Source organism: Nonomuraea zeae (genome assembly GCF_005889725.1).
Classification (GTDB): Bacteria; Actinomycetota; Actinomycetes; order Streptosporangiales; family Streptosporangiaceae; genus Nonomuraea; species Nonomuraea zeae.
In genome coordinates this window covers 1-17,991 of sequence record NZ_VCKX01000251.1, presented here as the reverse complement: position 1 = coordinate 17,991, position 17,991 = coordinate 1, and the positions used below count along the sequence as shown (strand labels likewise).

The 17,991-nt window shown below is 70.3% G+C and carries 16 protein-coding genes; 9 read left to right on the top strand and 7 right to left on the bottom strand.

Features of this window, described 5'->3' with window-relative positions:
* The first annotated feature begins 128 nt into the window (after window positions 1–128).
* From ETD85_RS47540 to ETD85_RS47520, 5 genes are all read left to right on the top strand, one after another.
* Window positions 129–722, top strand: a complete 594-nt coding sequence (locus tag ETD85_RS47540; protein ID WP_138696455.1) for a TetR/AcrR family transcriptional regulator — start codon at window positions 129–131, stop codon at window positions 720–722.
* Between the two features lie 57 nt (window positions 723–779).
* Window positions 780–1,595 (top strand): MerR family transcriptional regulator, encoded by an 816-nt coding sequence (locus tag ETD85_RS47535; protein WP_138696454.1) that lies wholly within the window; start codon window positions 780–782, stop codon window positions 1,593–1,595.
* Window positions 1,592–2,590 carry an RNA polymerase subunit sigma-70 gene (locus ETD85_RS47530; protein ID WP_240779901.1) on the top strand — a complete coding sequence of 333 codons (999 nt, stop codon included), beginning with the start codon at window positions 1,592–1,594 and terminating at the stop codon, window positions 2,588–2,590. The genes ETD85_RS47535 and ETD85_RS47530 overlap by 4 nt, the downstream gene beginning before the upstream one ends.
* An 18-nt stretch (window positions 2,591–2,608) precedes the next feature.
* Entirely contained in the window at window positions 2,609–3,094 is a 486-nt protein-coding gene (locus ETD85_RS47525; protein WP_138696452.1) for a GyrI-like domain-containing protein, read from the top strand.
* 124 nt (window positions 3,095–3,218) lie between these two features.
* The gene (locus ETD85_RS47520; RefSeq protein ID WP_240779900.1) at window positions 3,219–3,962 is read left to right on the top strand and encodes an aminoglycoside phosphotransferase family protein; all 744 of its coding nucleotides are present in this window, start codon (window positions 3,219–3,221) and stop codon (window positions 3,960–3,962) included.
* 133 nt (window positions 3,963–4,095) lie between these two features.
* Here the strand turns inward: ETD85_RS47520 and ETD85_RS47515 are convergent, their stop codons facing one another.
* On the bottom strand, window positions 4,096–6,348 hold the full coding sequence (locus ETD85_RS47515) for an NACHT domain-containing protein (RefSeq protein WP_170247227.1): 2,253 nt from the start codon (window positions 6,346–6,348) through the stop codon (window positions 4,096–4,098).
* A 347-nt stretch (window positions 6,349–6,695) separates the two neighbouring features.
* Here ETD85_RS47515 and ETD85_RS47510 point away from each other — a divergent pair, with 347 nt between their 5' ends.
* Entirely contained in the window at window positions 6,696–6,905 is a 210-nt protein-coding gene (locus ETD85_RS47510; protein ID WP_206059327.1) for a hypothetical protein, read from the top strand.
* Between the two features lie 20 nt (window positions 6,906–6,925).
* Here the strand turns inward: ETD85_RS47510 and ETD85_RS47505 are convergent, their stop codons facing one another.
* From ETD85_RS47505 to ETD85_RS47485, 5 genes are all read right to left on the bottom strand, one after another.
* The gene (locus ETD85_RS47505) at window positions 6,926–8,158 is read right to left on the bottom strand and encodes a cytochrome P450 family protein (RefSeq protein ID WP_138696448.1); all 1,233 of its coding nucleotides are present in this window, start codon (window positions 8,156–8,158) and stop codon (window positions 6,926–6,928) included.
* 452 nt (window positions 8,159–8,610) lie between these two features.
* The gene (locus ETD85_RS47500) at window positions 8,611–10,239 is read right to left on the bottom strand and encodes a phospho-sugar mutase (protein WP_138696447.1); all 1,629 of its coding nucleotides are present in this window, start codon (window positions 10,237–10,239) and stop codon (window positions 8,611–8,613) included.
* The gene (locus ETD85_RS47495) at window positions 10,236–11,039 is read right to left on the bottom strand and encodes a purine-nucleoside phosphorylase (RefSeq protein ID WP_138696446.1); all 804 of its coding nucleotides are present in this window, start codon (window positions 11,037–11,039) and stop codon (window positions 10,236–10,238) included. The genes ETD85_RS47500 and ETD85_RS47495 overlap by 4 nt, the downstream gene beginning before the upstream one ends.
* A gap of 3 nt (window positions 11,040–11,042) precedes the next feature.
* On the bottom strand, window positions 11,043–12,347 hold the full coding sequence (locus ETD85_RS47490; protein WP_138696445.1) for a M20/M25/M40 family metallo-hydrolase: 1,305 nt from the start codon (window positions 12,345–12,347) through the stop codon (window positions 11,043–11,045).
* The gene (locus ETD85_RS47485) at window positions 12,344–13,408 is read right to left on the bottom strand and encodes an Lrp/AsnC family transcriptional regulator (protein ID WP_138696444.1); all 1,065 of its coding nucleotides are present in this window, start codon (window positions 13,406–13,408) and stop codon (window positions 12,344–12,346) included. The genes ETD85_RS47490 and ETD85_RS47485 overlap by 4 nt, the downstream gene beginning before the upstream one ends.
* A gap of 109 nt (window positions 13,409–13,517) precedes the next feature.
* Here ETD85_RS47485 and ETD85_RS47480 point away from each other — a divergent pair, with 109 nt between their 5' ends.
* A complete protein-coding gene (locus ETD85_RS47480; protein ID WP_240779899.1) occupies window positions 13,518–14,822 on the top strand; it encodes an MFS transporter in 1,305 nt (434 codons plus the stop codon).
* On the opposite strand, the gene ETD85_RS47475 is transcribed toward ETD85_RS47480, so the two are convergent.
* Window positions 14,819–15,307 carry a gamma-glutamylcyclotransferase family protein gene (locus ETD85_RS47475; protein ID WP_276617374.1) on the bottom strand — a complete coding sequence of 163 codons (489 nt, stop codon included), beginning with the start codon at window positions 15,305–15,307 and terminating at the stop codon, window positions 14,819–14,821. The two genes, ETD85_RS47480 and ETD85_RS47475, sit on opposite strands and share 4 nt — an antisense overlap.
* 170 nt (window positions 15,308–15,477) lie before the next feature.
* Here ETD85_RS47475 and ETD85_RS47470 point away from each other — a divergent pair, with 170 nt between their 5' ends.
* On the top strand, window positions 15,478–16,866 hold the full coding sequence (locus ETD85_RS47470) for an NAD(P)H-quinone dehydrogenase (protein ID WP_138696442.1): 1,389 nt from the start codon (window positions 15,478–15,480) through the stop codon (window positions 16,864–16,866).
* 165 nt (window positions 16,867–17,031) lie between these two features.
* Window positions 17,032–17,988, top strand: coding sequence for a GNAT family N-acetyltransferase (locus ETD85_RS47465; RefSeq protein WP_138696441.1), 957 nt, complete (start codon window positions 17,032–17,034; stop codon window positions 17,986–17,988).
* Window positions 17,989–17,991 lie beyond the last annotated feature (3 nt).

Here is a 17,991-nt window from a genome sequence, read left to right as displayed (position 1 = left end):
GAGGTGTATAAGAGACGGGGTTACGGGGGTTGCCATGACCCATCTCCGTTCGGAACGAATCTGAACTGACTCTGAAACTATAACCACTATAGATTCAGATGCGTTCTAGGTTACGGTACGATAGGACCATGGCGACGACGATGGGGCGCCGCGAGCGCAAGAAGGCACAGACCCGCCAGGCGTTGTCGGAGGCCGCGCTGAGGCTGTTCTGCGAGCACGGTTACGACGGCGTCACCGTCGCCCAGATCGCCGACGAGGCCGACGTCTCCATCGCCACCCTGTTCGCGCACGTGCCGGACGGCAAGGACGCGCTGATCTTCGACGACGGCGCCGAACGACGCGTCTGGCTGGTCGCCGCGGTCCGCGACCGGCCTCCCGGCCAGTCCGTGCTGGAAGCCCTGCGCCGCTGCCTGGCAGCCCGGGGACCCTTCACCGACGATCTCCCGCCCGACCTGCGGCGCAAGCGCGAGCTGATCGTCAGCACGCCCGCCCTGCGCGAATACTCGCGCAAGCTCTGGATAGCCAGCGAGGGAGCCCTTGCCGAGGTGATCGCCGCCGAGAGCGGTCGCGACCCCTCCGACATGACCGTCCGCGCTTTCGCCCGCTACGTCCTGGAGATTCCTGAGCTCGCGGGCATGGAACCCGACCCGCTGGCCGCGCTGAACGCCATCTTCGATCTTCTCGAGTCCGGCTGGCCCGGGTCGGGCGTCTCGACGGGCTGACGTACGCCTGCTTCGCCCTGATAGACGTTATCCAGACAGTCCCGACAAGGGGAGGACATGTTCAGCATCGGAGACTTCGCCAGGCTGGGGCTGGTGTCCGTACGCATGCTGCGGCACTACGACGCCATCGGCCTGCTGCGCCCCGCACACGTGGACCCGGCCAGCGGCTACCGGTCCTACCAGGCCGCGCAGCTGTCCAGGCTCAACCGCATTGTCGCGATCAAGGACCTCGGCTTCACGCTGGAGCAGGTCAGGACGATCCTCGACGAGAAGGTGAGCGCGGAGGAGCTGCACGGCATGGTCCGCCTGCGCCGCGCCCAGCTCGAAGCCCAGATCAGCGCCGACCTGGCCAGGCTCAGGGGCGTCGAGTCGCGGCTGCGGACGATCGAGACGGAGGGCCGCCTGCGCGCGGCGGAGGTCGTGCTGAAGCGGGTGAGCCCGATCCGCGTCGCCGAGCTCAGCGCCAGGGCCGCGAGCTATGACACCGCGGAGATCGAGCCGGTGATCAAGCCGCTGTTCGACGAGCTCTGCCGGCGGGTGGACGCGGCGGAGGTCCGGATCGTGGGGTCCGGGATCGCGTACTACCGTGCGGAGGACGACGGCTCCGTCATGGTTCATGCCTGCCTGCCGGTCAACGTGGCGGCCGGCCCGTACGACTTCCTGGTGCATGACCTGCCCGGCATCGAGACGGCGGCGACGATCATCCACCATGGGGCGATGGAGGCGGTCGGGGCGACGTTCCAGGCGCTGGCGATGTGGATCGAGGAAAACGGCTACCGGGCGCTCGGCCTGGCCAGGGAGATCTCCCTGCACTGTCCTGAGAACCTGGCGGAATGGGTGACCGAGCTGCAGATCGAGGTGAGCGGGGTGTGACGGGGGCGCCGGCTGACCCTGGCCCGCCCGACTTCGAGCGGTACCGGGTCGAGCTGATCGGTTACTGCTACCGGTTGCTCGGCTCGGGGTTCGAGGCCGAGGACGCGGTGCAGGAGACGTTCGTGCGGGCGTGGCGGACGTACGATCCGGGCCGGGGGCCGCTGCGCTCGTGGCTGTTCCACCTGGCCACGAACATCTGCCTCGACATGCTCAGAGGCCCGCAGCGCCGCGCCCGGGCGATGGACCTGGCCCCCGCCGCGATCCCGGGCGCCGACCTCGGCGCCCCGCAGCCGCCGGAGCGGTGGATCCAGCCTGTCCCGGACGCCCTGGCCCTGCCCGCCGACCCCGCCGAGCTGGCGGTGGAGCGGGAGACGATCCGGCTGGCGTTCGTGGCGGCGCTCCAGCGGCTCGCGCCCCGGCAGCGCGCGGTCCTCATCCTGCGTGACGTGCTGAAGTGGAGCGCCGCCGAGACGGCGACCCTGCTGGGGACGACGGTCACCTCGGTCAACAGCGCCCTGCAGCGGGCCAGGGCCAGGCTGCCCGCCGCCGCTCCGACGCCGGCGGGGGAGGCTGTCGATGAGGAGCTGCTGGCGCGGTACGTGTCGGCGTTCGAGCGATATGACGTGGCGGAGCTGGTGTCGCTGCTGCATGAGGACGCGACGATGTCGATGCCGCCGTTCACGTGGTGGCTGCGGGGCCGCGAGTCCATCCGCGCGGTCCTCCTGGCAGCCGCCGCGTCGGGCGCGCCGAGGGCTGTGGACGCTTTGGCTGAGCCGAGCGGATCGGGCGCGCCGTGCGCGGGCTCCCGCCTCCTCCCCACTCGCGCCAACGGCTCCCCGGCCTTCGGCCAGTACACCGACGGCGAGGCGTTCGCCCTGATCGTCCTGGACGTCGCCGGTGGCCGCATCACGGATACGACCACGTACCTGGATCCCGATCTGTTCCCCTTCTTCGGCCTGCCGATGAGTTTGGGGCACGCACTCCGTACTGAATGATGAAGGAGGCAACAGAACATGCCACAGATCGTTGAATTCCCGGATCGTCCATACGTCGGGGTGCGCGCGACCATCACGATGACCAGCTTCGGGGTGGTCGGGGACCGCATCGGAGAGCTGATCGGCTGGCTCGCCGAGCGCGGCCAGGCCCCCGCCGGAGCCCCGTTCTTCCGGTACGACGCCATCAACATGCCGGAGGACCGGCTGGTGGTGGCGGCAGGAGTGCCCGTGACCGCGCCGGTGGAGGCGGAGCGCGACTACTTCACCGCCACCCTCCCGGCCGGCCGCTACGTCACCACGTCCCACCACGGCCACCCGGACCAGCTGGCCGGAGTCGTCACGGAGATGCTGAAATGGGCCGAGGATGAGGGCCTGACCTGGGACATGACCGAGAAGGACGGAACCGAGCACTGGGGCGCCCGGCTGGAGCTCTACAAGACGGACCCGCGGATCGAGCCTGACCTGAACAACTGGGACATCGACCTGCAGTTCCGCTTGGCCTGACCGCCGGTCTCCGAGGCATCCCCTCGGAGCGGCCCAGCCGGTGCCGGGTGGGGGCCCGGCCCCCGCACGGCACCGGCTCCAAAGCGCGATAAATCCGGCGACGTCGATGGTCATCCCCGCGATAATGGCCGACGTGGAGGAGGTCGAGGTCGTCGTCGCCCATGACGAGCGCGCGACCCTGCGCGTCGGCGACGTGTTCCTGAAGATCGACGCTGATCAGGCGCGCACCGACGTCGAGGTCGAGGCGATGGCCATGGCGCCGCTCCCGACTCCGGAGGTCCTGTGGCGCAGGCCGCCCGTGCTCGCGCTCGCCGCCCTCCCCGGGACCGCGCTCGGCCGCCTGGGCGAGCCGTCGCCCGCCTCGCCGGCGGCCTGGGCCGCGGCGGGCGCCGCCGCACGGAGGCTGCACGACGCGCCGCTGCCGCCATGGCCCGGCCGGAGCATCGACGAGATCGCAGCCGGCCTCGACGTCGAGTGCGAGTGGCTCATCACGAACGACGTCCTTCCCGCCGACCTGGTCACCCGCAACCGCCGGGTCGCCGAGGCCGCACTCCGGCCGTGGACCCCGGTGTTCACGCACGGCGACCTGCAGCTCACCCACGTGTTCGTCGACGGTGACGAGCTCACCGGCGTGATCGACTGGTCCGAGGCGAGCCGGGGCGACGCCCTGTTCGACCTCGCCATCTTGACGCTCGGACACGAGGAGCGCCTTGGTGACGTCATCGCCGGCTATGGCAGCGACGTCGATCTCGACGTGATCCGCGCGTGGTGGTCGCTGCGCAGCCTGGTGGCCATCCGCTGGCTGGTCGAGCACGGCTTCGACCCATTCTCGCCAGGTTGCGAGGTCGACGTGCTGAGATCCCAATAGCCCTGGGATGAAAAGGCGCTGCACGATGGCGGACCCTGCGATTCGTGCTCCGCGAGAAACGCCCATCGCTTAATTAGGGGCCGACGTCAAATTCCTGCGTTCCGCTATCTCTCCTCATCGGGGACGGAATTCTTCAGCTGGCGGGACCATGAAGCTCTGGGGCGCGAACATTGTGATTTGCTTTGGGAGGTTCGCCGGTTCGCCGGACTCGGCGTATGGGAATTGTGGTGGGTTTTCGGCTTGGAGGTCCAGCCCGTGATGGCGTTCGTGGCTGTCGCGGCGGCTGCTCCCCCCTGCGCGCGAGGTGCTCCTGCAGTTCGACGTGCCGGAACTGGTAGTACGGTCCTTCGGTACGCAGCAGGCCGAGGCGATGGGCGTCGTCCAGGAAGTCCATGGCGCGGAAAGGCAGCCGGCCCTTGGTGGCCAGGCGTGGGATCGTCAGCTTGTAGGCCAGCCAGGCGTGGTGCCTGCCGAGCATGAGCCCGAGCAGCAGGCTCAGCACCAGCCCGCCTGCGATCACCTCGGTCCAGGGCAGGTCTGTCATCCACCCGACGACGCCGAATACGAGCCCGACCCCGAGCCCGCCAAGGAGTCGGACGAAGGTCAGGTTCCTGTCGGCCTGCCAGGTCGAGCGGGGGGATCTGGCGGTCGCGTCGGTGGTGGGGCGCTCGACCCAGCGAGCCAGACCGAGCACGACGAAGTATCCGAACCCGGCCAACAGAGCAGGCTCCCACGCTCTGCTCAAGGCGTACATGACGTTGCCTTTTATCAGGAAGACTGTCACCGCGGTGACCAGAGCCGCGACGGTTGCGATGATCAGCCCGTTCCTGACGATGCCGAGTAGCTCGGGGAGCCTGCCGCGCATGTGGAAGTCGGCGTGGCCCGGCGGCTCGGTGAACCAGGACCCAACCAGGATTGCGACCGCGAGCGCGAACACCAGGCCGATCGGCGCGCCGGCTTGGGGCAGTTCAGTCAGCAGCGCCACGACCAGCCCGACCGCGATCCCGAACGCGATGCCGCCCACCACCCGAACGGATCGGCTGGACGTGTAGCGGGCCAGGTGCCACCAGGCCATGTCACGTGGGTCCTCGGGATCGCTGCTCAGCTGGCGGGACAGGTAGGTGAGCCAGTGGCCGACCTGCTCCGCAGGCCATAGGTGCTGCGGGAGGAAGGGCTGGACCGGGCCGTCGGCCGGCAGTCTCGTGCGTACCAGTGTGGGGATGAGCTGGTCGCAGAGGTGGTCGTAAAGGTCGGCCGCGCTACCGCGGCCAAGCTCCAGCAGCGGCGACGGATTCTCCCTGGGCTCGATGTAGGTGACGCGCACCAGCCACAGCCCCAACGAGGTGGAGACGACTTCCGCCAGGGCGGGGGCGGTGCCGGTGCGCAATGCCTCCAGGACCGGGGGCCAGGCGGGACGGGGCACCGGGGGAAGGCATGCTTCCAGGTAGGCGGCCGCCGCGACAGGGGACATGGGCTGCGGCTCGATGACCGCCGCAGCCGTGAGCACATCCCCGATCTCCTCCACCGCGTCGGCGAACTGCGCTGTACGGCAGGTGAGGATGAGTTGATTGTTGTTCCACATCGATCGGTTCAGCGCGGTCAGCATCCTCGCGCGGGCGTGGTCGGGCAGCTCATCCAGGCCGTCGAGGATGGGCAGCACTTCGCCCCGGGTCACGAGCGTCTCCGGGATGTCGGAGCCCAGGCTCTCGGCGAGCAGCGCGGGATAGTCCGCGGCCAGGCTGGCGGTCAGCCAGTCCCGCAGCCGTGGAAAGGCACGGTCATCCCAGCGGGCGGCCGACAACAGCACCGGGACGGGTTCGTCCGGTTGCCGGGTGCGCAGCAGCTCGAGCACCAACTGCACGGCCAGAGTCGTCTTGCCGGTGCCCGGATCGCCGAGGATGACGAGGCGGCGGCAGCGCAGGGCGCGGAAGTTGCGGGCCAGGTCCGCGATATGCACGGCCAACCCGGGGAAAGCCACGGTGCCCTTGGCGATGATCTCAGGATGATCGGCCAGCTCACGCCGCTCGGTCGAGCGCCATGGCACGGGCATCGGGGCGGGATCGCCCAGCGAACGCAGCGCCATCTCGTCGTACCACTGCTGGGATACCAGCCCGGCGAGGATGTCCTTGGCGGTGCGGATGCCGTCGGACGTCGGCCCGTTCGCAGGTGCCCCTCGTTTACGCCACCAGGACCAGAGCGGCACCAGCTTCTCGCCCACCATCCACGCGCCGCCCATCAAGGACCCGAGAACGCCGATATTGAACCATCTCCCGAGATTGGCTTCGTGGACCACGATCCCGCCAACGCAGGCCAAGATCAGGAAGGGAACACCCCAGGTTATTGCCCGGTTACTGGCGTTACGATGCTTCCAATATCGTGCACTCATACCTCCAGTATGGGGATATTTGGCAGCAGAATGGGACCGATGATTCCACATGCAAGGTTGACGAAACCTGAAAAACCAGCTGCCCTATTGAAGGGATCGCCAACCGGTCGGCATCTATCCGGAAACTCGGCTGGGGTGGGAAAGGGAGTTCATCTCGTTGATCGACCGCGACCAGGCTAGGGCGGGCGAGATTGCCCACTGTCTCAAGGGGTTTGCTTCCGACGCGCTGTACAGATACTTAGCGCATCACCTCGGAGCGCCCGGCGCCTGAGCCTGGAAATCTCTGAAGTTTCCTGTGTGGCGCAGGAGATCCTGAGGCTGATCTCGTGGGAGCCGATCGAGAGTCGGTGGCGAAGAAGATCACGATGGTCGGCTCGGTGAAGTGGCTGGAAAACCGGCCCTTCGATCATCACGATCTGAGCGAGCTCGTCGTCCACCGCGCCAAGATTCCGGGTGCCGACGCCGCCGCGCCGCTCTACGTGGTTTCGCGCAGCGGGTGTGATGTGGCGGGGGTCAAGCGTGTCACGCCGGAAGAGCTGGTCTCGGGCCGGCGTTGAAGATCCGCACTCGGCTCGGGTCAAGGCGTGAGCCAGGCGGGCAGGGCCCGGTGTCCGTCGGAGATGAAGGACTCGACGGGCAGCAACTCGCCCGGCTCGGCGGCCAGGCGCAGACCGGGATAGCGATCGAAGAGCGCGGGCAGCGCGATCGTGGCCTCCAGCCTGGCCAGCGGCGCTCCGAGGCAGCGATGCACGCCGTAGCCGAAGGCCAGGTGCTCTTTGGACACGCGGGTGATGTCGAACCTGCCGGGGTCCCGATCGTGCACGAGCGGGTCACGACCGGCGGCCCCGTAGCAGGCGAGGATGGCGTCACCGGCGCGCAGCGTGACGCCGTCGGCGAGGTCGATGTCCTCGACGGCGAAGCGCAAAGGCAGATTCGCCACCGGCGCGTGGCTGCGGAGCGACTCCTCGACCACCTCGTCCCAGGTGACCTGGCCAGCGCGGACGAGGCCGAGCTGGTCCGGGTGGGTGAGCATCGCGAAGATCGCGTTGTCGAGCAGGTTCACGGTGGTCTCGTGGCCCGCGCTCAGGAACAGCACCAGCGTGTCGACCAGCTCGTCCTCCGACAGCGGGGCGGCGTCCTTGTCGCGGGCGGCGATCAGGGCGGTGGAGAGATCGTCGCCGGGGCGCTCGCGCTTCTCCGCGACGAGCCCGCGCAGGATCTCCTGCAGGCGTGGGTACGCGGTGGCGGCGTCCACAGCCTCCTTCCCGGTGTGGAAGAAGGCGTCCACGCAACGGCGGATCTCCTGGGCGGCAGACTCGTCGGCGACGCCGAACAGGTCGCAGATCACCCTGATCGGCAGCGGATAGGCGAATCGTTCGCGCAGGTCAACGGGCGTTCCCTGAGGGGCTGAGGCCAGCTCGTCCAGCAGGCTCTCGGCGATCGCCTCGATGCGCGGACGCAGCGCGGCGGTGCGGCGGACGGTGAAGGCACTGGAGATCAGCCCGCGCAGCCGCCGGTGGTCCGGACCGTAGGCGGTGAGCATGTTGCGTACGGCCACCCAGGCGAACAACGGCCAGTCGGGGGTGATCTCGCCCTTGATCCAGGCCGGCCAGTGCAGGTAGGCGTCCTTGGACACGCGCGGGTCGGTCAGCAGGCGCCTGAGCACCTCCTGCTCACTCACCGCCCAGGCCGGTACGCCGCCGGGCAGCACGACACGGGCGGCCGGGCCGAGTGCGCGGATGCGCTCAGCCTCTGCTGGGATGTCGCGGCCGGTGGGGTCGATGACATAGGGGCCGGTGGGGCTGTCCATGCTCTTCTCCGGGGGTGCGGGGGTGAGGGACAGGGTGCTGGCGTTCGCTCGTTCCGTCAGCCTTTCTTCGGGGACAGGGGTGCGCCCACTAGCGCGGTGGATCGATCTGCGTGTGGAAAGAGCGCCATCTGCGGTTGTGGCTTGTTTCTCGAGGGTCTAGCCTGTCTTGCCCGGCAGGGTCGGGTCACGCGCTACTTCGGGCAGTCGAATAGGTGGTCGTGCCCGCATTCCTGCCCAAAGAGCCGAGCTCATCCGTGGATCCGGCGCTTGAGATCCTGACCCTCCGGGCCGGGCCGCCCACGGCAGGGGAGCGGGAGGGGACGGGAGTCCCCTCGCCGGGGGTGTGGGAGCGTGCCCCCACGGGGTGCTGTCTGTAGCGCCCGCCCTCGCGGAAGGCGATGCTGTGCGGCTGGGGTGCGGGGCCGGGACCCACGGGAACCTGCGACCGCCGGTCAGAGGCCCAGGCAGGCCGTCAGGTCCGTCTTCAGGGCCGCGAGCTCCCCCTCAGCCCGCACCCGAGCGTCCTCCACCGAACCCGTGACCGGCACCACCACCTCCAGGTAGCACTTCAGCTTGGGCTCCGTCCCCGAAGGCCGGACCACCACGCGGGCGTCCCCCGCCAGCAGGTAGCGGAGCCCGTCGGTGGGCGGCAGGCCGCCGTCGCCCCGGGCCAGGTCGTCCGTACGCGTGACCGCCCGCCCCCCGAGCCCCGCCGGCGGTTCGGCGCGCAGCCGGGCCATGGCGCCGGCGATCAGCGACAGGTCGGCCACCCGGAAGGCCAGCTGGGCCGTGGCGTGCAGCCCGTAGCGCCGGGCCTGGTCGTCCAGCAGGTCCAGCAGCGTACGCCCGTCCCGCTTGGCCGTCGCCGCGATGCCCGCCAACGTCAGCGCCGCGCCGATCCCGTCCTTGTCCCTGACCGGGAGGCCGGCGTCGGAGCCGACGCTGTAGCCGATGGCCTCCTCGTAGCCGAACACCAGCCCGTCCCCGGCCTTGATGATCCACTTGAAGCCGGTCAGCGTCTCGCCGTAGCGGACGCCGTGCGCGTGCGCGATCTTGCCGAGCAGGGTGGAGGAGACGATGGTGGTGGCCACCATGCGGTCTCCGGTGGTGTGCGTGATCACGTGCTCGGCCAGCAGGCCGCCGACCTCGTCGCCGGTCAGCATGCGGCAGCCGCCGCCGGGCAGCGGGACGCCGGCCGCGCACCTGTCGGCGTCCGGGTCGTTGGCCAGGACCAGGTCGGCGCCGAGCTTGGCGGCCAGGGCGATGGCCAGGTCCATCGCGCCGGGCTCCTCCGGGTTGGGGAAGGAGACCGTCGGGAAGTCCGGATCGGGGTTGCGCTGCTCCTCGACCGCCATCGGGGTCTCGAAGCCGGCGGCCAGGAAGGCGCCGGTCAGGGTGGCCGCGCCCACTCCGTGCAGCGGCGTGTAGGCGACCCGGAGGTCGCGAGCGTCGCCGATGGGGAGCGCGGTCACGGCGTCGATGTAGTCGTCGACGATGGCCTCGCTCAGCTCCGTCAGCGTGCCCGGTCCGTCGAGCGGGAGCTGGTCGACCCGGCCCACGGAGTCGATGGCGGCCGAGATCTCGCTGTCGATCGGCGGCACGATCTGTGAGCCGTCGCCCCAGTAGACCTTGTAGCCGTTGTCCCTGGGCGGGTTGTGGCTGGCGGTGACGGTCACCCCGGCGTCCGCCCCGAGATGGCGTACGGCGAAGGCCAGGACGGGGGTGGGCAGCGGGCACGGCAGGATCGATGCGTGCAGGCCGGCCCCGGTCAGCACGGCGGCCGTGTCGCGGGCGAACACGTCGGACTTGTGCCGGGCGTCGAAGCCGATGACCACGTGCTTGCCGGAGCCGAGCACCTTGGCCAGGCCGGCGGCGGCGCGCATGACCGTGACGCGGTTCATCCTGTTGGGGCCGGCGCCCAGCTCGCCGCGCAGGCCCGCCGTCCCGAACTCCAGCTTGGCGCCGAAGCGCTCCTCCAGAGCGGCCAGGTCGGCGCGTTCGATCAGGTCGGCCAGCTCGGCCCTGGTGTCGGGGTCGGGGTCCTGCGCCAGCCACTCGCGGGCCTCCCGCAGCAGGCTCACAGCCGGTCCACCACCTTGGCCAGCAGGATGCCCATGCGGGCCGCCGTCGCGCGGCCGACCTCCAGGACCTCCTCGTGGTTGAGCGGCTCGCCGGCCAGGCCCGCCGCCGGGTTGGTGACCAGGGAGACGCCGAGTACGTCCAGGTTCGCCTCCCTGGCGGCGATGGCCTCCAGGACGGTGGACATGCCGATCATGTCGCCGCCCAGCGTGCGGAGCATGCGGATCTCGGCGGGCGTCTCGTAGGTGGGCCCGCGGAAGGCGACGTAGACGCCCTCCGCCAGGCTCGGGTCGATCTCGCGGACCAGGGCGCGCAGGCGGCGCGAGTAGACCTCGGTGAGGTCGATGAACGTGGTGCCGGTGATCGGGTTGACCCCGGTCAGATTGATGTGGTCGCTGATCAGGACCGGGTCGCCGACGCTCTGCGTCTCGGGGCGCAGCCCGCCGGCCGCGTTGGTCAGCACGAGCGTACGGACTCCGGCCGCGGCCGCGGTGCGCACGCCGTGCACGACCGCGTCCACCCCGAGCCCTTCGTACAGGTGCGTGCGCCCGAGGAACACCAGCACGTGGCGGCCCGCGGGAGTGCGTACGACGCGGATCTTGCCGCCGTGCCCGGCCACGGCGGGGGCGCTGAAGCCGGGCAGCTCGGTGAACGGGATCTCGCTCACCGTCTCGCCGAGCGCGTCGGCGGCGGGCACCCACCCCGACCCCATGACGAGCGCAACGTCGAAGGTGTCGAGGCCGGCGGCGCCGGAGAGCGCCGCGGCGGCCTCGGAGGCCAGGCTGTACGGGTCTTTGCTCACACGTCAGTAGTGTAGGAGCAGCCTGTCCAGGACCCGCACGCCGAACTGCAGCGCGTCGACCGGCACCCGCTCGTCCACACCGTGGAACATCGACGCGAAGTCCATGTCGGCGGGCAGCCGCAGCGGCACGAACCCGAACCCGCGCACCCCCAGGTCGGCGAAGAAGGTCTTGTTGTCGGTGCCGCCCGACATGCAGTACGGGATCGCCCGCGCCGCCGGGTCCTCGGCCTTCAGCGCCGTGATCATCGACTCGACCAGGTCGCCGTCGAACGTGGTCTCCAGCGCGATGTCGTGGTGCACGAACTCGCGCCGCACCGACGAGCCCAGCAGCGAGTCCACGGTCTTGAAGAACTCCTCCTCGAACCCCGGCAGGAACCGCCCGTCGATCACCGCCGTGGCCTGGCCGGGGATGACGTTGGACTTGTAGCCGGCGTTGAGCTGGGTGGGGTTGACGGTGTTGCGCAGGGTCGCGCCGACGAAGCGCACCAGGGGGCCGATCTTCGCCAGGACCGGCTCGGGGTCGTTCTCGTCGAACGGGATCCCGAACGCGTCGGCGACCTCGGTGAGGAAACGGCGCACGGTGGGCGTGTACGTGAGCGGCCAGTCGTGCTCGCCGATCCTGGCCACCGCCTTGGCGATCTCGGTGACGGCGTTGTCGGAGTTCAGCATCGAGCCGTGCCCCGCGGTGCCGTCGGCGATCAGCTTCATCCAGGCCAGCCCCTTCTGGGCCGTCTCGATGAGGTAGAGCCGCAGCGACGGGTCCACCTCCAGCGAGTAGCCGCCGACCTCGCTGATCGACTCGGTGACGCCCTCGAAGAGCTCGGGGTGGTGGGCGGTGAGGTACTTGGCGCCGTAGACGCCGCCCGCCTCCTCGTCGGCCACCCACGCGAACACGATGTCGCGGCGGGGCTTGCGCCCCTCGCGCTTGAGCTGGCGCAGCACGGCCAGCATCATCGCGTCCATGTCCTTCATGTCCACGGCCCCGCGGCCCCAGATGTAGCCGTCGCGCACCTCGCCGGCGAACGGGTCCACCGACCAGTCGGCGGCGTTGGCGGGCACGACGTCCAGGTGCCCGTGGACGAGCAGGGCGGGCAGGGACGGGTCGGTGCCCTCCACCCGGGTGATCACGTTGCCGCGGCCCGGCTCGCTCTCGATGTAGGTGTGCTCGATGCCGACCTCGGCCAGCCTGGCCATGACGACCTCGGCCGCGGCCCGCTCGCCGGGGCCGCTGCCGTCCCCGTAGTTGCTGCTGTCGGCGCGGATCAGCTCCACGCAGAGGTCGGCGACCTCGTTCTCGGCGGGTGTCATGGCGTTCTCTCCCAACGACGATCCAACGGGTGATCCAAGGGGTGGTCCAAGGAATGATGCGACGGCTGGTGCGACTGCTGGTCCAACGAGTTGTCCAGCGTGCGCAGGCCGGACTTGTGCAGGTGCCCGCGCTTGTAGGCGCGGGTGATCAGGGTGAGGTCGCTGTCGGTGATCTCGTCGTGCCGGCCGACGACCTCTGTCATGAAACGGTAGAGGTCGGCCTCGTGCGCGGCGACGACCTGGACGATGAGGGAGTGGGCGCCCGTGGTGGCGGCGCAGTAGCGCACGTTCGGATGCGCGGCCAGCCGCTGGCCGACCAGGTCGAGCCCGTACGGGCGGACCTTCAGCCACAGCATGGCCTCCACCTCCAGCCCGAGCAGGGCGGGCTCGACCTCGGCGCGCGGCAGCAGCAGCCGCCGCTCGATCAACGAGGTCACCCGCCGGCGCGCGGTCGGCACGGAGATGTCGAGACGCTCGGCGACCGCGGTGAAGGCGATCCGGCCGTCGGCCGCGAGCAGCTCGGCGATCTCCTGCTCCAGAGGTGAAAGACCTTCCTCGTCGGGCAGTTCCTCGGGCGGCGGTGCGGGCCGCAGCTCGGCGATCTCCTGCTCGGTGAGGTACGGCGCGTGCCACTCGGCCACGGTCCTGAACGTGTGGAGAACGACTTGCGTCTGCGTCTGGAGCACCCCGTCGATCTCGCTGATCTGCGAGGACAGGATGTGGTGCAGATCGTCCCGCGACGGGGAGACCAGCTCGCAGCCCAGGTCGGCGACGCCGGTCAGCGAGTAGACCGAGCGCGTGTCGGGCCGCTCGGCCAGCGCCTTGGCCACGTGCCCCGCCGTGCCCGGCCTGACCTGGACGTGCAGGTGGGCGGGACGCCCGTGGCCGGTGCGGAGATCGTCGTAGATGGCCGTGACCCGCACCATCCCCTCGGCGATCAGCCGCTGCAGCCGGCGGGCGACCGTACGCTCGTGCTCGCCGACCGCCCGGCCCAGCTCGCCCCACGAGGCGCGCGGGCTGACCTGGAGCGCGGCGACGAGTCGCCGGTCGAGAACATCCACTTCCAACCGTTCCTGTGTCGGGTTCGTAAATTTATGCCCAGACATTTGACTGTTTCGGTCGTCCGATTGCACAGTAAGCCATTACCGCACTGTCAGCAAAGGAGCCTTCGTGGCGACCTCCCCTGTGGCTCAGTCCCCCCTCGGTATCCCCAAGAGCCGGGTGCGCCAGCTCATGGCAGCCAGCATCGGCAACGTCGTGGAGTGGTACGACTGGTATGCCTACACCTTTCTAGCGATCTACTTCTCCGCCCAGGTCTTCCCCAAGAGCGCGGACAACGACCTGGTGCCGTTGTTGAGCACGTTCGCGGTGTTCGCGGTCGGCTTCTTCATGCGCCCGCTGGGCGGGCTGCTGGTGGGCGCGTTCGCCGACCGGTACGGCCGCAAGGCCGCGATGACGTTCACGATCGTCCTCATGGGCGCGGGCTCGCTGCTGGTGGGCCTGACCCCGACCTACGAGGCCGTGGGCGTCCTCGCGCCGATCATCCTGACCCTGGCCAGGCTCATCCAGGGCCTGTCGGTGGGCGGCGAGTTCGCCGCCGCGACCACCTTCCTGGTGGAGTCGGCACCGCCCGGCCGCCGCGGCCTGTTCTCCAGCTTCCAGTACGTCAGCACCACCATCGGCCAGCTCCTGGCCTCCGGACTGGCCGCCCTGCTGGCCTCGGCGCTGCTCGAACCCGACATGAACTCCTACGGCTGGCGCATCCCGTTCATCGTGGGCGCCGTGATCAGCCTCGTCGGCCTGTGGATCCGCAAGGGCGCCGACGAGACCTCGGCCGTCGCGGAGGAGATCAAGCGGGGCGAGACCGAGCGGCCGAAGATGTTCGACTTCCTCATCCACTATCCGAAGTCGGCCCTCACGATCGTCGGCATCACGATCGCCGGCACGGTCGCGTACTACACCTGGACGAGCTTCCTGCCGACGTACGCGCAGCTCACCGTGAACTTCGACAAGGCGGACTCGCTCAAGGTCGGCACGATCTCGCTGTTCTTCTTCATGATCCTGCAGCCGCTGCTCGGCATGCTGTCGGACCGGGTCGGGCGCAGGCCGCTGCTGATCGCGTTCGGGCTCGGGTTCATGATCCTGCCCGTGCCGCTGCTCGGCCTGCTGACCGACTCGTTCGCCAGCCTGCTGGTCGTGCAGCTCGTCGGCATGGTCTTCCTCGGCTGCTTCACCTCGATCTCGGCCGCGGTGAACTCCGAGCTCTTCCCGACCAAGGTGCGGGCGGCCGGGGCCGGGTTCCCGTACTCGCTGACCGTGGCACTCTTCGGCGGCACCGCCCCGCTGATCGGCACCGCGCTGCAGGACGCCAAGAACCCGGGCCTCTTCCCGTGGTACATGTCGGCGCTCGCGCTGATCTCCACGCTGGTCTACGTCTTCGTTCTGAAGGAGACCAAGGACCAGCCGCTGCGTTAGCCGAACGAGGTGCAGGGGCGCTCCCGCAGCTCCTTGACGTAGTCGTCGGGGGCGCCCGCCCGCTCCGCGGCCTCGGCCAGGGTGCCGAGGTAGCGGGCCGACGGCAGGCCGCCCTCGTAGCCGTCGAGCACGTAGAACCAGGCCACGACCTCGCCTTCGAGGGTCTGCACCCGCAGCCGCACCTTGTGGTAGGCGCCGCGGACCGCGCCCTCCCACTGGTCGAGCGAGGTCTCCTCCCAGTCGGGCACGTCATAGAGGACGACGAACACGTGCTCGTCGGGGTCCTCCACGATGGTGGCGATCGCGCCCGCACCGGTGAGCTCATTCTTGCCGAAGGTCAGCCGCCAGCCGGGCAGCCAGCCGGAGCCCCAGATGGGTGAGTGCGGGGCCCGCATGCCCATCTGCTCTGGGTCCATGTTCGAGCCGTACGCGGCATAAAGCCTGGGCTCATTCGGCTTGTCTGAATGATCCGATAGCCACGCCACGATCCACCCCTCTCGCCGGGTGCCGCTTCGTCATCCGGCTACCGCGCCATCCTGCCACGCCGGAGCGCCGAGTCGGTCCATCGGCGTTCAGACGCTCGGACGACGTGTCCGGTGCTCGTGGTAATGGCCCAGTTGCAGCTTGACCGAGCGCGTGCGGGACAATGGGACACGTGACGAGGATCGTGATCATTGGTGGCGGACCAGGCGGCTACGAGGCGGCGCTGGTGGCCGCCCAGCTAGGCGCGCAGGTCACGATGGTCGAGCAGGACGGCCCCGGCGGGGCGTGCGTGCTCACCGACTGCGTGCCGTCCAAGACGCTGATTGCGACCTCGGTCCGCAAGCAGGCCCTGCTCGACGCGCCCTCGCTGGGGGTGGCGTTCTCCGGGGGCCCCGACGGTGACGCGGGCGTGGTGGGCGTCGATCTGCCGCTGGTCAACAAGCGGGTCAAGGAGCTGGCCCAGGCTCAGTCCGCCGACATCGCCACGCGGGTGGAGGCCGAGGGCGTCGAGATCATCAAGGCGCGCGGGCGGCTGGTCGACCCGCAGGTGGTCCGGGCGGGCGACCGTACGGTGCGGGCCGACGTGGTGCTCGTGGCCACCGGCGCGACCCCGCGCGTGCTGCCGGGCGCCGAGCCCGACGGCGAGCGCATACTCAACTGGCGTCAGCTCTACGACCTGGAGGAGCTGCCCGAGCACCTGATCGTGGTCGGCTCGGGGGTCACGGGCGCGGAGTTCGCCGGCGCCTACCGCTCGCTCGGCGCGGAGGTCACGCTGGTCTCCAGCCGCGACCGGATGATGCCCAACGAGGACGCCGACGGCGCCGAGGTGCTCGAAGAGGTCTACCGCCGCCGCGGGATGAACGTCATGGGCCGCTCCCGCGCCGCCTCCGTCAAGCGCACGGCCGACGGCGTGGTCGTGACCCTGGAGGACGGCCGCACGGCCGAGGGCTCCCACGCGCTGATGACGGTCGGCATGGTCCCCAACACCGCCGGCATCGGGCTGGAGGAGGCCGGGGTCCAGCTCGACAGGAGCGGCTTCGTCAAGGTCGACAAGGTCTCGCGCACCTCCGCGCCCGGCGTCTACGCGGCCGGCGACTGCACCGGCGTGCTCATGCTGGCCTCGGTGGCGGCCATGCAGGGCCGGATCGCGGTCTGGCACGCGCTCGGCGAGGCCGTCCAGCCGCTGCGGCTGGCCACGGTGGCCTCCAACATCTTCACCGACCCGGAGATCGCGGCGGTCGGCGTCGCGCAGCGGTCGATCGAGGCGGGGGAGATCGAGGCCAACGTCGTCAAGCTGCCTCTCGCCACCAACGCCAGGGCCAAGATGCAGGGCTTCAACGACGGGTTCGTCAAGCTGTTCTGCCGCCCGCACACCGGGATCGTGCTGGGTGGCGTGGTGGTGGCGCCGCGGGCGTCGGAGCTGATCCTGGCGGTGTCGGTGGCCGTGCAGCAGCGGCTCACGGTCGACCAGATCGCGCACACGTTCGCGGTCTACCCGTCGCTGTCGGGCTCCATCACCGAGGCCGCCCGCCGCCTCATGCAGCCGGGCGTCTCCATCTGATCCCACCTTCGCCCGACGCGGCTCCCGGACGGGCGCCTTCACCAGAGCTCGCCGCGACCATCGGACAGGAACCTGGACGGTCGCGCCTGACGGGTGACGACCGTGAGAGATACGCTGTCGCGGCGGTGGCGGCGTACGCGCCGTGAGGCGAGGTACGGAGGGGCGATGGTCAGGGCCGCGACCGAGGCGGACATGCCCGCCGTGCGGCGGGTCGCGCGGCGGTTCGGCCTGCTGGGCGACTGGCCCGCGGCCCCCGACTTCCTGGATGCGGAGCGCCTGTTCGGCACGCTCCTGCTCGGGCCTGGCGAGGCCGAAGCGGGCGGGCCCGGCGGGACGGAGGGGACCGGCGGGACCGGCGGGACGGACAGGCCCGGCAGGCCCGGCGGGACGGGCGGGGCGCTCGGCTTCGGGGGCACGTTGCGGCGCGGCTCCATGACGCACCTGGGCGACCTGTTCGTGCTGCCGGAACACCAGTCCTCCGGGCTGGGCCGCGCCCTCCTCGCGACGCTCCTGGACGGGGACGGGCCGCGGATCACCTTCGCCTCGTCCGACCACCGCGCCCTGGCCCTGTACGTCCGCTACGGCCTGCGCCCCTGGACCCCGCTGCTCTACCTGACCGGCCCGGCCGCGAGCCTGACCGCCTCCGCGGTCGAGCCCGCCGGTATGTCCGGCCCGGCCGCCGCTGTGGTCGAGCCGACCGGCCTGACCGGTCCGGTCGCCTCCGTGGTCGAGCCCGCCACGGCCGCGGAGGTGGCGGCCCTGGACGCCCACGTCTCCGGCGGTTATCGCGAGGAGACCCTCGCCTGGTACGCGGACGTGCCCGGGGTCACCGTCCACACGACGGGTCACGGCTACGCCTTCGCCCGCCGCACCGCCGCCGACGTGCTGATCGGCCCGGCGGGCGGGACGACGCCCGAGGACGGGATCGCGGCCGTGCTCGGGGCCCTCGCCGCCACCGGCGCGCGGTCAGGGCGGATCGCGGTGCCCGGCCCGCACCCGATCCTGCCGTTGCTGATCGGGGCGGGCTGGCGGATCCAGGACATGGACACGCTCATGGCCGACGACCCCGCCCGCACCCTGCTCCACCCGGACCGCTACCTCCCCCACCCCGACCTGGGCTGAGCC

Excerpts from the sequence above, each read along its gene's own strand:
- ETD85_RS47540 (WP_138696455.1), top strand. The coding sequence starts at position 129 with ATGGCGACGACGATGGGGCGCCGCGAGCGCAAGAAGGCACAGACCCGC.
- ETD85_RS47535 (WP_138696454.1), top strand. The coding sequence starts at position 780 with ATGTTCAGCATCGGAGACTTCGCCAGGCTGGGGCTGGTGTCCGTACGC.
- ETD85_RS47525 (WP_138696452.1), top strand. The coding sequence starts at position 2,609 with ATGCCACAGATCGTTGAATTCCCGGATCGTCCATACGTCGGGGTGCGC.
- ETD85_RS47520 (WP_240779900.1), top strand. The coding sequence starts at position 3,219 with ATGGCCGACGTGGAGGAGGTCGAGGTCGTCGTCGCCCATGACGAGCGC.
- ETD85_RS47515 (WP_170247227.1), bottom strand. The coding sequence starts at position 6,348 with ATGAGTGCACGATATTGGAAGCATCGTAACGCCAGTAACCGGGCAATA.
- ETD85_RS47505 (WP_138696448.1), bottom strand. The coding sequence starts at position 8,158 with ATGGACAGCCCCACCGGCCCCTATGTCATCGACCCCACCGGCCGCGAC.
- ETD85_RS47490 (WP_138696445.1), bottom strand. The coding sequence starts at position 12,347 with ATGACACCCGCCGAGAACGAGGTCGCCGACCTCTGCGTGGAGCTGATC.
- ETD85_RS47465 (WP_138696441.1), top strand. The coding sequence starts at position 17,032 with ATGGTCAGGGCCGCGACCGAGGCGGACATGCCCGCCGTGCGGCGGGTC.